Annotated in this window: 8 protein-coding genes; 3 read left to right on the forward strand and 5 right to left on the reverse strand. The window is 69.6% G+C overall.

Going from position 1 to position 12,364, the window contains the following annotated elements; all coding sequences use genetic code 11:
* Position 1: 1 nt before the first annotated feature.
* The 3 genes from CYFUS_RS39225 to CYFUS_RS39235 all read right to left on the reverse strand — a co-directional run bounded on the left by CYFUS_RS39225 (position 2) and on the right by CYFUS_RS39235 (position 7,369).
* The gene (locus CYFUS_RS39225; protein ID WP_095989847.1) at positions 2-2,635 is read right to left on the reverse strand and encodes a response regulator; all 2,634 of its coding nucleotides are present in this window, start codon (positions 2,633-2,635) and stop codon (positions 2-4) included.
* A gap of 192 nt (positions 2,636-2,827) precedes the next feature.
* Positions 2,828-6,832 (reverse strand): J domain-containing protein, encoded by a 4,005-nt coding sequence (locus CYFUS_RS39230; protein ID WP_095989848.1) that lies wholly within the window; start codon positions 6,830-6,832, stop codon positions 2,828-2,830.
* 33 nt (positions 6,833-6,865) lie between these two features.
* The gene (locus tag CYFUS_RS39235) at positions 6,866-7,369 is read right to left on the reverse strand and encodes a tRNA (cytidine(34)-2'-O)-methyltransferase (protein WP_002627018.1); all 504 of its coding nucleotides are present in this window, start codon (positions 7,367-7,369) and stop codon (positions 6,866-6,868) included.
* A gap of 18 nt (positions 7,370-7,387) precedes the next feature.
* Between CYFUS_RS39235 and CYFUS_RS39240 the strand changes: the two genes are divergently transcribed.
* Positions 7,388-7,744 (forward strand): DUF192 domain-containing protein, encoded by a 357-nt coding sequence (locus tag CYFUS_RS39240; RefSeq protein ID WP_095989849.1) that lies wholly within the window; start codon positions 7,388-7,390, stop codon positions 7,742-7,744.
* Positions 7,745-7,859: 115 nt separating this feature from the next.
* A complete protein-coding gene (locus CYFUS_RS39245) occupies positions 7,860-8,624 on the forward strand; it encodes a Stp1/IreP family PP2C-type Ser/Thr phosphatase (protein WP_095989850.1) in 765 nt (254 codons plus the stop codon).
* 7 nt (positions 8,625-8,631) lie between these two features.
* On the opposite strand, the gene CYFUS_RS39250 is transcribed toward CYFUS_RS39245, so the two are convergent.
* Both CYFUS_RS39250 and CYFUS_RS39255 read right to left on the reverse strand, forming a co-directional pair.
* Positions 8,632-9,651 carry a nucleotidyltransferase family protein gene (locus CYFUS_RS39250; protein ID WP_095989851.1) on the reverse strand — a complete coding sequence of 340 codons (1,020 nt, stop codon included), beginning with the start codon at positions 9,649-9,651 and terminating at the stop codon, positions 8,632-8,634.
* Between the two features lie 29 nt (positions 9,652-9,680).
* Complete coding sequence (locus CYFUS_RS39255) at positions 9,681-10,718, reverse strand: aminoglycoside phosphotransferase family protein (protein WP_095989852.1); 1,038 nt, start codon at positions 10,716-10,718, stop codon at positions 9,681-9,683.
* Between the two features lie 273 nt (positions 10,719-10,991).
* On the opposite strand from CYFUS_RS39255, the gene CYFUS_RS39260 reads away from it, so the two are divergent.
* On the forward strand, positions 10,992-12,359 hold the full coding sequence (locus tag CYFUS_RS39260) for a pyridoxal-phosphate dependent enzyme (protein WP_095989853.1): 1,368 nt from the start codon (positions 10,992-10,994) through the stop codon (positions 12,357-12,359).
* Positions 12,360-12,364: the final 5 nt, after the last annotated feature.

Raw genomic sequence — 12,364 nt, forward strand, 5'->3', positions numbered from 1 at the left:
CCTACTGGCCGAGCACCTTGAGGGAGGCCCGCGCGTCCGGAGCGTACTTCCCGGAGGGTTCCAGGGTGAGATAGCGCTTGTAGGCCTCGATTGCCTTCTTGTTCTGCCGGGACTGCTCGCGGGCCACGCCGAGGAACAGCCAGGCGCTGGCGTTGCGGGGCTGCTCCCGCGTCACGTTCTCCAGCAACTCGATGGCCTCCCGGTACTGCCCCGTCTCGCCGCGCACGAGCGAGATGCCCAGTCCCGCCTTGGCCTCGGTGGAATCCGGCTTGAGCGTGAGCATCTGACGGTAGCTCCGGGCCGCGGCCTGATAACGCTCGCCGGCCAGGGACTTGCGCGCCTGGCGCACCAGCTCGGCGTACTGGGCCTCGGGATCCGGCGCGGCCGTCCCCGCGACCGGCTCCTTGGTGTCCTCCACCGGGGGCGTGCCGTTCGCCGCGGCGGCGCCGGTGGGGGGCGTCGCTGGCTGGGCGGGGGCCTGGGCCTCCGGCTTCGGCGGCTCGGGCTGCTTGGGCTCGGACGGAGGGGGCGTCTTGGGAGGAGTCGCCGTGGAGGCGGGCACGGTGCTCGGCACCGGCGCGGGCGGAGGCGTGCTCTCGCCACCCGATCGGGTCATCACCACCACCCCGGCGGCCAGGGCGATCACCGCGACCCCCACGCCGATGAAGAGGCCCGTCCGCTTCGGCGCGACGGGCGCCTCCGGCTTGCGCTCCGACGGCACCGGACGGGGCCTGGGCTCCGGCCGGGCCTCCACCTTCGGCTCGGGCCGGGGCTCGGGCTTCGGCTCGGGCCGAGCCTCCACCTTCGGCGCGGGCATGGGCTCGGGCAGGGCCTCCAGCACGGGCTCCGGCAGGGCCTCCAACACGGGCATGGGCTCCGGCTCGGGCATGGGCTCCGGTATGGGCTCCAGCACGGGCATGGGCTCCGGCTCGGGCATGGGCTCGGGCTGGACCTCCAGCACGGGCATGGGAGCCTCGACAGGCGCCGGAGGCTCGGACACCGGCGGCGGAGCCGGCTCGATCACCGCGCTCGACACCAGGGTGACTTCCTCCGCCGGACCCGCGGGCTCGGGAGGAAGCACCACGGGCAGCGGATTGGGCTCCACCGCGGCCCCTCCGAAGATGGGACCCCGGGACATGGAGGAGGAGGACAACTCCCCGAGCGACATGGAAGCCGCCGTGGAAGCGGCCGTGGCTCCGGCGGCGGACACGGGAGCCGGAGCGCGCGGAGCCGGGGACCAGCCCGGGCCCCAACCCCCCGTGGAGCCGAGGCCATCCTCATCCACCCGGTTCCAATCGAGCAGCAGGCTGCGCTGCGCCTGCTCCTTGGCACGGTGCGCGGGGGCGGGATCCACGAGGAACGAGGAGCCCTCGGCGGTGCGCGGGGGCGCGATGATGTCCGCCTCGGGAGCGGAGGGCGAGCGACGCCGGGACTCGAAGACGACCACGTTGGCGAGCCGCGGGGGAACCTCCGCCTCGGAGGGCGGCGGGAGCGAGGCGCGCACCTCGGGGGCCGGCGGCACGACGGGCGCCGCGGTGACGGGCGCCTCCACCATGAGCGTGGGGGCCTCGGGCACGGGCGCGAGAGTCGGCGCGGGAGCCGGCGCCGGCTCGACGGGAGCACTCGGCGCGGGCGCGTTGTGCAGCCACTCCTCGATGCCCGGCTTGCCGCTCTGCACGGGCTCCTGCGAGACACTGCCCAGCTCGCGGATGAGGCCCTCGAAGTACAGCTTGCTGATGATGCCCAGCGCCGCCAGGTCGTCGAAGTCCGAGTCCTCCACCACGCGGCTCAGGGTGCGCTTGCCATCGAAGAGGCGCAAAAGCCCGTTGACCTCGTCCGGAATCTCCGAGAGCCGATCGGCCAGCTGGTGGTAGTCGATCTCGAACACCGTCTCCAGGGGCGGCAGCTGCTCGAGCATGCGGCCCCACTCGTCCAGCCGGCGCATGCCCTCCATGAGCAGGCCCTGGGTGGAGACCTCGATGCGCTCGGAGCGATCCAGCGCGGAGAACTGCACCTCGAACTCGCCCTCGGTGGCGTTGAGCAGCCGGTAGAAGGCGTTCTCGCCCTTGAGCCGACCCATCTCCGCGTCGATGACGCGGCCTTCCTTGAAGTAGATGGTGGCGACGCGATCGCCCTTGATGGAGATGGTGCCCGTCTTGCGGCCGATCTCGAACGTCTGCACCAGGTCCACGACGCCCATGTCGACCAGGTTGCCCGCGAACCCACCCTTGGTGGTCTCGCGCCGCTCGATGCGCTCCTTGTCCGCCTTCTGGAGGATCATCGTCACGCGGGTGACGATCTCCTTGATGTAGATGGGCTTGGTCAGATAGTCGTCCGCCCCCATCTCCAGGCCCTTCACCTTGGCCTCGACCGCCTTCTGGTTGGTGAGGAAGACGAAGGGAATGTGCTTGTAGCGCTCCTCGGATTTGAGCGTCCGGCACAGCTCCAGACCGTCCATCTCGGGCATCTTCGTGTCGGACAGCACGAGGTCCGGCGTGCTGATCTGCACCTTCTCGAGCGCGTCCTTGCCGTGAACAGCGGTCGTGACGGAGAAGCCAGCCTTCTTCAGGCTGACCTCCATGACACGGAGACTCTTCGGGTCACTATCGACCAGGAGCAGGTGCTGCTTGGCCACGTTCGATTGCCTTTCGCTGCGGACGGCCTACCAGGGAAGGCCGGCGCCGAGAAAGCGGGATGATCGGGCCCGCTCTCCTGGGCTGTCAATGGTCGTGGGAGAGGGAACTCGCCGAGCATCCAGGAGGACGAGCACGTGCCCGGCGAGGCCGGACACCGGGAACCCGGACGTGGCGAGCCCTCCCGGCGCGGTTCAGCGGAAGAGGCCACCCTTCTTGGTGGGAGGCGGATTCTTCTTGCGCATCTCGATGAGCCGCAGCTCCTGGTTGGCCTCCAGATGCTTGGGACTCGCACGGATGGCCTCGCGGAAGTGCCGCTCGGCGCGCTCCATGTCGCCCTCGACCCGGGCAATCACCCCGAGCTGGTAGTGGGCCCGGTCGCAGCGCGGATCCATCTTCAGCGCCTCGGCCATCATCTGCCTGGCGCGGGAGACCTCGGCCTTGCGCTGGGGGTCCATGTAGATGGCCCAGCCCCGAGCGGCCAGGTACACGGCGCGGGGCTCGGCCTGGAAGGCGCGGTCGAAATGGTCGGCCGCCGCCACGAAGTCGCGCTTGCGGAAGAAGATCTCCCCCGCCTTGAAGAGCTCGTTGGGATCTTCCCCGGAGGACCGTTGCGGCGGCGGTTGGAACGAGCCCTTGGAGCGCAGCTCCTGGAGGTAGGCCGCGCGCTTCGCGTCGTCGTAGAGAACGTCATAGGCCTCGCGGACGGCCTCGTAGACGAGGGTCATGCGCGGAGCGAGCGCGGAGAGCGATGGCGGCAGACGATCCGGGTGGAAGCGCTTGGCGAGCGCGACGAAGGCCGTCTTCACCTGCTCGCGCTTGACGTCCGGGCCGATGGCGAGTCCCAACAGGGAGAAGTAATCCTGCTTGGACTGCACGTCGGCGTAGCGCTTCTCGATGAGCTGGGCGAGCTGCTGCTCCTCGTCGAGGCCCTGCGCGGACGCCGCGGCGGGCGCGGGCACTGGCGGAGTGGGCGAGAGTACCGGCGCAGACACCGGACGGGCTCCAATGTCCATGGCCCGCTGAGGCGGGGGCTGAGGTTCGACGGCCCGCGGGTCGCCAGCGGGAGGGCTCGGAGCCTCGTTCTCGAAGGGCAGATCGACCCATTCCGCGAGCGAGTCGGCCTCATCGATCAGCGGCGCGGCAGCGGGCGACGCGACCACGGGCTGGGAAACCGGCTCGGCGGGAGGCGGGGCGGCAACGACGGCCGCCGAGGGCACCTCGACCTGAACGAACGACTCCAGTTGACCGTCGACCTGCTGCAGCGCGGCCTCGAACGAAGCGCTGATGTCCCCCGGAGCCTCGCCCGGCTGGGACTTGCCGAACCCCATGCTGCCCCATTGGGCGTCCTCGAGCATGGGACGCGGGGCCTGGACGCCCTGGGGAGCGGGAGGAGGAGCAGCGGGAGGAATACCCCGCGTGGACAGGTTCGGAGGAACGACCGATTCCGGAGCGGGTGGACGAGGAGCGGACGGAGGGGCGCCAGCCGAGGGCGAACGCATGCCCGGCGGAACGGAGGTCGTGAACGGGCGAGCGCCAGCCGAGGGCGAGCGCAGCCCTGGCGGGACGTCGGCACGAGGAGCAACGGCTCGGGACGGAACGGCCACGGGAGGCGGAGTGATGAGGGGCTCGGACCAATCGGTGGCGGTGAGCATGTCCCAGGATTCTTCTGGAGCGGGAGCCACGAGCGTGGGCGATGGGGGAACAGGTGCCGTGACGGTTTCCGCGGTGGTGGGAACGAACGCCGCGACCCCCTCGCCGGGGGTGGAAACGGGCTCCTCGATGAGCCAGTCCTCGGGAGGACTGCTCCCCGTCCGACGCAGTGCCTCCTGCATGTCCTGCATCCGCGCGGCATCGGCCTGCGCACGCGCCAGTCGGAGCCCCTCCGTGTCTTCGTGCCCGGGCAGTTCGGCGGCCACCGGGAGCTCGAAGTCCACGGCGATGTTCTCCTCGGGGGGAGGCACGGCCGCATCCGGGAAGGCATTGAACCAGCCCTCGGACGAAGGAGCGATGTCGGCGAGCGACACCTCGATCTGCGGACCCGAACTGGACTCAGGCACTTCAGGAGTGACCGGGGCCGCGGTGAAGAAAAACTCCCCGTCTCCCAGTTGGGCCAATTCGGCGAGCTGAGCCACATCCGACAACTGCGAGACTTCGACAGGACCTCGCGCCTCCGCGACACGAGCGGTCTCCGCGAGGCGTGCCCACTCCTCCGCTCGACGCCATGACTCCTCGGCCTGCCGGGCCTCTTCCGCCTGCCGGACCTCTTCCGCCCGTCGCGCGGCTTCGACCTGCTGGGCCTCTTCCGCCAGCCGGGCCTCTTCGGCCAGTCGCGCGGCTTCAGCCTGCTGGGCCTCTTCCGCCAGCCGGGCCTCTTCCGCCAGTCGCACGGCTTCGGCAAACCGGACCTCTTCCGCCAGCCGGGCCTCTTCCGCCAACCGGGCCTCTTCAGCCTGCCGGGCCTCTTCAGCCAGTCGCACGGCTTCGGCAAACCGGGCCTCTTCCGCCAGCCGGGCCTCTTCCGCCAACCGAGCCTCTTCAGCCTGCCGGGCCTCTTCCGCCAACCGGGCCTCTTCCGCTAGCCGTGCCTCTTCAGCCAGCCGGGCCTCCTCAGCCAGTCGCACGGCTTCGGCAAACCGGGCCTCTTCCTCGAGTCGAGCGGCTTCCGCCAACCGGGCTTCTTCCTCGAGTCGTGCCTCTTCGGCCAGTCGAGCGGCTTCCGCCTGCCGAGCCTCCTCAGCCCGTCGCGCCTCCTCAGCCCGCCGAGCCTCTTCGACCCGCCGCACCTCTTCGGCCAACCGGGCTTCTTCCGCCCGTCGCGCCTCTTCCGCCAAACGGGCCACTTCCGCCCGTCGTGCGTCTTCCGCCCGTCGCGCCTCTTCCGCGAGTCGCGCCTCTTCGGCCAACCGGGCCTCTTCGGCCAACCGGGCCTCTTCGGCCCGCCGTGCCTCTTCGATCAACCGGGCTTCTTCCGCCCGTCGCGCCTCTTCGGCCAGCCGCGCCTCTTCGGCCAGCCGCGCTTCTTCCGCCAACCGGGCCTCTTCCGCCCGCCGAGCCTCCTCGGCCAGCCGAGCCTCCTCGGCCAGCCGAGCCTCCTCGGCCAACCGGGCTTCTTCCGCCCGTCGCGCCTCTTCGGCCAGCCGAACCTCTTCCGCCAACCGGGCCTCTTCGACCAGCCGGGCTTCTTCCGCCAATCGGGCCTCTTCCGCCCGTCGCGATTCTTCCGCTCGTCGCGCCTCTTCGGCCAACCGAGCCTCTTCGGCCAACCGAGCCTCTTCGGCCAACCGGGCTTCTTCCGCCCGTCGCGCCTCTTCGGCCAACCGAGCTTCTTCCGCCCGCCGCGCCTCTTCCGCCCGTCGCGCCTCTTCGGCCAGCTGAGCGGCTTCCGCCTGCCGAGCCTCTTCGGCCCGTCGCGCTTCTTCCGCCAACCGAGCCTCTTCCGCCCGTCGCGCCTCTTCGGCCCGTCGCGCTTCTTCCGCCAACCGGGCTTCTTCCGCCCGTCGCGCCTCTTCGGCCAGCCGCGCTTCTTCCGCCAACCGGGCCTCTTCCTCCCGTCGCGCGTTCTCGCGCGCCATCCAGTCCTCGACGGACAAGGACTCGACGAGGCCCTCACGCTCCAGCACATGAAGCAGCGTCCGCGAGCCGAGCGTCAGCCCCTCCAACCTCTTGAAGTCCACCAACGACGAGAGAAACGCCATCTCGTCCTCGCCCGACACCCAGGGAGCGCAGGCCGCCGCATCCGCGCAGCGGAACATGCGTGGCGCGGAGGGCTCGCCCTCGACGGGCTCCAGCGCGGCACGCACGACGCGCGCGCCCGCGATGGGGCGGAACATCGCCTCGATCCCGTCCTCCTCGAAAGCGGCATGCTCGGCGAGCTGGCTCAGGCGCCGCACCTCGGCGAGCACCTGCTGCTCGGCCACCCTGCCCGGCTCCAGTCCCAACTCCTCCAGCAGGTCCTCGTCCGGGGAGCCCGCGCTCTCCCGGGCCCAGAGCGCATCCAGCAGTCCGGCGTGGATGCGGCCAGCCTGTACCAGGGCCTGCACCGGGGTCTGGAAGCCGAAGCCGAGCCGGGTTCCCACCAGGTCACCTCCCTGGAGGAACAGCAGCGACTGCCGGCCGCCGGCGCTCAGCGTGAGGCGGCCGGTGGCGCGGGACTTGTGGGCGGAGTAGAGGGTTTCAGCGACCTGCGAAGCGGACATGCGGGCCTCAGTGTAGTCGCTCCGCCCCTCCTCTCAACTCGGCGTGTCCGCCCGCCCGCCCGGGAGGCCGAAGCCCACCTGGCGCAGGGCCTCGTAGGCGGCGATGCCCACGGCGGTGGACAGGTTCAAGCTGCGGCGCTCGGGCAGCATGGGCAGGGTGACGGCCGTTCCCGAGCCCCCGGTCATCACCTCGGGGGGCAGGCCCTGCGTCTCCGAGCCGAAGACGAGGTGATCTCCCTCCTCGAGGCGCGCGGCGTACAGGGATGTAGCGGCGCGGGCGGAGAAGAGCCAGCGCCTGGCCGAGGGCCACTCGGCCAGATAGGCGCCGTAGTCCGGGTACAGCTTGAGGAAGACCTTGTCCCAGTAGTCGAGCCCGGCGCGCTTGAGGTGCCGGTCATCGATGGAGAAGCCCAGGGGCTCCACGAGGATGAGGCGGCAGCCGGTGACGGCGCACAGCCGGGCGATGTTGCCGGTGTTGGGGGGAATCTGCGGGGAGACGAGGACGAGGTGGAAGGGGCGCGCCAGGGGCTGGAGCATTGGAGTAGAAAGCGCGACATGCGCCTGAGAGTGAACAATGTGACACGAGACCGCCTGCTGGCGGATCGCGCCGAGCGGGCCACGAGCTTCCGGGACCGATTCGTGGGGCTGATGGGGCGGCGCTCGCTGGCGCTGGGCGAGGGGATGCACATCGCGCCCTGTAACTCCATCCACACCTTCTTCATGCGCATCCCCATCGACGTGGCCTTCCTCGACCTGGACGGGGTGATCGTCAAGCAGTTGGTGGCCCTTCCACCCTGGCGGGCGACGTCTGTGTACTTCCAGGCGAAATCGGTGCTGGAGCTGCCCGCGGGGACGCTGGAGGCCAGTGGGACGCGGGAGGGGGACAAGCTGGTGTTCGAGCCCGTCCCGTGAGCCGCCGGGGGGGCACCTCAACCTGGAGCGCTTGGGTTTTGACCCTCCTTGGGACGCTTTGTTAACCTACTTCCTCCGTCCACGCATACATGGACACGCTGGAGAATTCCCGAGCATGCGCATTGAGGTCGTTGGCCACACCCACGTCGGGATGAAGCGCAACCACAACGAGGACAACTACCTCATCCTGCCGGAGGAGAACCTGTGCTGCGTCGCCGACGGCATGGGCGGACATTCCTCGGGGGAGATCGCCTCGAAGATCGCGGTGGACGAGCTGGCCGAGTTCTTCCGGATGACGGCGAAGGATCAGGACGCCACCTGGCCCTTCAAGATGGACAAGGCGCGCAACTACGACGAGAACCGGCTGGCCACGGGCATCAAGCTGGCCAACAAGAGCATCTACGAGAAGGCCAGCAACGAAACGAAGTACAAGGGCATGGGGACGACGATCGTCTCGGTGCACTTCACCAAGGACTCGGCCTACGTGGGGCACGTGGGCGACAGCCGGGTGTACTTCTTCCGTCAGGGCGTGCTCAAGCAGCTCACCGAGGACCACTCGCTGCTCAACGACTACCTCAAGGCCAAGAAGCTCACGCCCGAGGAGATCGAGAACTTCCCCCACAAGAACGTCATCGTCCGGGCGCTGGGGATGAAGGAGCTGGTGCAGGTGGACGTGACGAAGGTGGAGCCCCAGCAGGACGACATCTTCCTGCTGTGCTCGGACGGCCTGTCCGGCATGGTGACGGATCCGCAGATCCAGGAGCTGCTGGCGCGCACGGAGGAGCTGGAGACGGCGTGCTCGCAGCTCATCGACCTGGCGAACGCCGCGGGCGGCACGGACAACGTCACGTGCGTGCTCGCGCGCTTCCACACCAACTGACGGGACGCTAGAGCGGCGCCGCCACCCGGTGGGCGCCCCAGGCCAGCACCTCCACGAGCGACTCTCCGGGCGCCACCTCGGTGCCCTCCAGGACGGCGGCGCGCTCCAACCGGGCGCCCTCCCCCACCCGGACACCGGCGCCCACGGACACGCAAGCGCCCACGTGCGCGCCGCGCGCCACCGTGCACCCCGCGTCGAAGTGCGCCGGTCCCACCACCCGCCCCTCCACCCGGGCCGAGGCATGGGCCCAGGCGTTCTCCGGCCCCTTGGGCGCCAGGGCGAAGGGAGAGTCCCCGCCCAGCCCCTCCAGGGACACCTGTCCGGAGAGCACGTCGCGCACGGTGGCCAGGTAGCGCGACGGCGTGCCCAGGTCCGACCAGTACGCGCGCACGCCCTCGCCCCGGACGGGTACGCCCGCCGCCATCATCCGCACGTAGACGTCGCGATTGATGTCCTCGGGCCCCTCGGGCGTCATGAAGTCGAAGACGCGCGGGGTCATCACGTGCACGCCCGTGAAGTGCCAGGGGGTGAGCCCCTCGCCTCCGGGCCCGAAGCCCGCGATGCGCCGCACCTGGCCCCGCGCATCCACGTCCACCGAGGCGTACTTCTCGTTCTCCGGCATGGGCAGGAGCACCATCGTCGCCGCCGCGCCCGACGCCCGGTGCGCCTGGACCACCGGGCGCAGGTCCACCGGGAAGAGGATGTCGCCGTTGAAGACGAGGAAGTCCTCGCCCGACAGGAAGTCCCTCAGGCCGCGGATGCCGCCGCCGGTGCCCTGGATGACGGGCTCGTGCACCACGTGCAGCGTGAGTCCCGCACGCTCGCACTCGGCGCGAGCGGTGGCCGCCATGACGTCTGGCAGGTGGTGGGTGTTGATGCCCACTTCCCGCACGCCCGCGCCGCGCAGCACCGCCAGGTGGTAGCGGAAGAGGGGCTGGCCGAGGAACGGCAGGGCCGGCTTGGGCCAGCGCTCGGTGAACGGACGCAGGCGCGTGCCCAGCCCCGCGCAGAGAATCATCGCCTTCATGTGCGGCCCCTCTCCTTCTCGTGCGGCGTTCAGCCCAGCTCGGGCACGTACTTCGCCACCAGCTTGCGCAGCCCGCCCATCTCCGGCCGCCGCTCGAAGGCGTCGCGCACGTAGCGCAGCGACGCGGGGATGGACACCAGGAAGCCCGGGTTGCCCTTCACGCGGTTGATGAACTCGAAGCGGCCCGCGTCCTTCATCTTGCGCTGCAGCGTGAGCAGATCGAAGAAGGCCTTGAAGCCCTGGGGCTCGATGCGCTCGCCCGTGAGCTGCGCGAACGTGGCGATGTACCGGTCGAGCATGGCGTCCACGAAGCCGCGGTCCAGCTCCACGTAGCTGTCGCGCAGCAGCGCCACGAGATCGTACTGGCGCGGGCCCTGGAGCGCGTCCTGGAAGTCGATGACCACCAGCTCTCCGTCCTTCACCATGATGTTGCGGCTCTGGTAGTCACGGTGCGTGAAGCCCCGGGGCGCGGCGGCCAGATGCCTGGCGATGTCGCGGAAGACGCGGTCCAGCTCGGCGCGCTCGGCGTCCGTGGGCTTCTTCCCGCTCCACGCCTCCATGCCCCACTCCCGGAAGTGGTGCAGCTCCCAGTCGTAGAGGTCCTCGTCGAAGGCGCGCGTGAAGGCGAGGCACTGGGGGTCCACGTGGCGCTCGGCCTGGGCGCGCAGGCGCGCGAGCAGATCCACCGCCCGGGTGTACAGCTCGTCGCGGTGCTTGCCGCCCTCGAGCGCCGCCTCGAACGTCCTGTCCGTCAGGTCCTCCAGCACCATCATCCCGGCGGGCTCGTCGTAGCGCAGGATGCGCGGCACGCGGATGCCCAGTCCCTCGAGGTAGCGGTGCACGTTGATGAAGGGCAGCTCCTTGGACGGCTCGCCCTTGGATGCCTCCTCGCTCTTCTTCGAGGCATCGAGCGGCATCACCATCAACACCCAGCTCTCTGGCGCGGTGCCCACACGGTAGTACGAGCGGTTGCTCGCATCGCCCTTGAGCTTGGTGATGGGAGCCTGGGGCACGGGGCGGCCAATGGCCTTCCCGACCTGGTCGCGCAGCGCGGCCTCGAGTTCCATAGGGATGCGGTTCTCCTGCAACGGGTGGGTGAAAGCGGCGCGCGAGTATGGGAGCGCGCGCGGACCGGGTCAAAACCCCTGCGCCGGAGCGCGTCATTCCCTTCACTCGCGGGACGTGAATCGTGTCCACTTCCGCGCTGCGCCGCGTCGGAACACGGGGAATCCAGCGGAGTGTTGAATGGGGCCGGGGGGATGACTTCGGTCGGGGTCGACCCCACCCTCACAGAGCGGTAATAAGGGCGCGCCGCTCCCTACCCCAAACGAGAGATCCCGATGGACATCCACGACAACATCCTTTCGGCGATTGGCCACACCCCCCTGGTCAAGCTGCAGCGCCTGGTCGGTCCGAACGACGCGACGGTGCTGGTGAAATGCGAGTTCATGAATCCCGGCGCGTCCATCAAGGACCGGATGGCGCTCTACATCATCGAGAAGGCCGAGCGAGAGGGGAAGCTCAAGCCTGGCGGCACCATCGTGGAGAACACCTCGGGCAACACGGGCATGGGCGTGGCGCTGGCCGCGGCGGTCAAGGGCTACAAGTGCATCTTCACCATGCCGGACAAGATGTCGCTGGAGAAGATCAACCGCCTGAAGGCCTTTGGCGCGCAGGTGGTGGTGACGCCCACGAACGTGCCGGCCGAGGATCCGCGCAGCTACTACGAGACGGCCAAGCGCATCCACCGGGAGACCCCGGGCGCGTTCATGCTCAACCAGTACCACAACCCCGACAACATCGAGGCGCACTACAAGATCACCGGGCCGGAGATCCTCGAGCAGACGGAGGGGAAGATCGACTACTTCGTGTCGGGCCTGGGCACGGGCGGCACGATGAGCGGCGCGGGCAAGTTCCTCAAGGAGAAGATCCCCGGCCTGAAGAACGTGGGCGTGGATCCGGAGGGCTCCGTCTACGAGGGCTACTTCAAGACGGGCAAGCTGACCGAGCCGCACGTCTACAAGGTCGAGGGCATCGGCGAGGACATGCTGTGCGGCGCCATGGACTTCAAGGTGCTGGACGACGTGCGCCAGGTGGATGACCGTCAGAGCTTCGTGGCGGCGCGGCGGCTGGCGCGCGAGGAGGGCATCTTCGCGGGTGGCTCGGCGGGCGCGGCGGTGCACGTGGCGGTGCAGCTCGCCAAGGAAGTGGGCAAGGGCAAGACGATCGTCGTCATCCTCCCCGACACCGGCATGAGCTACATCAGCAAGTTCCACTCGGACGAGTGGATGCGCGACAACGGCTTCATGGAGGAGAAGGGCGCGGGCACGGTGCGCGATCTGCTCCAGGGCAAGAAGAAGGACGTCATCACCGCGCGCAAGGGCCAGCGCGTGGACCAGGTGGTGGAGACGATGCGCCAGCGCGGCATCAGCCAGATGCCGGTGCTCGCCGAGGACGGCCGCGCGCTCGGGATGATCCACGAGTACGATCTGCTCAACGCGCTGGTGGCCAACCAGGTGAAGTTCGCGGACACCATCGACAGCATCGTCACGCCGCTGCAGGGCGTGGTGGCGCCGGAGACGAGCCTCAACCGGCTGCGCGAGGTGTTCAACCAGGACAAGGTCGCCGTGGTGAAGGAGGGCGAGAAGGTGCTCGCCGTCATCACGAAGATCGATCTCATCGAGCACCTGCACCGCGTGGCGGGCTGAGCACG

The sequence above is a fragment of the Cystobacter fuscus genome, assembly GCF_002305875.1.
GTDB lineage: Bacteria > Myxococcota > Myxococcia > Myxococcales > Myxococcaceae > Cystobacter > Cystobacter fuscus_A.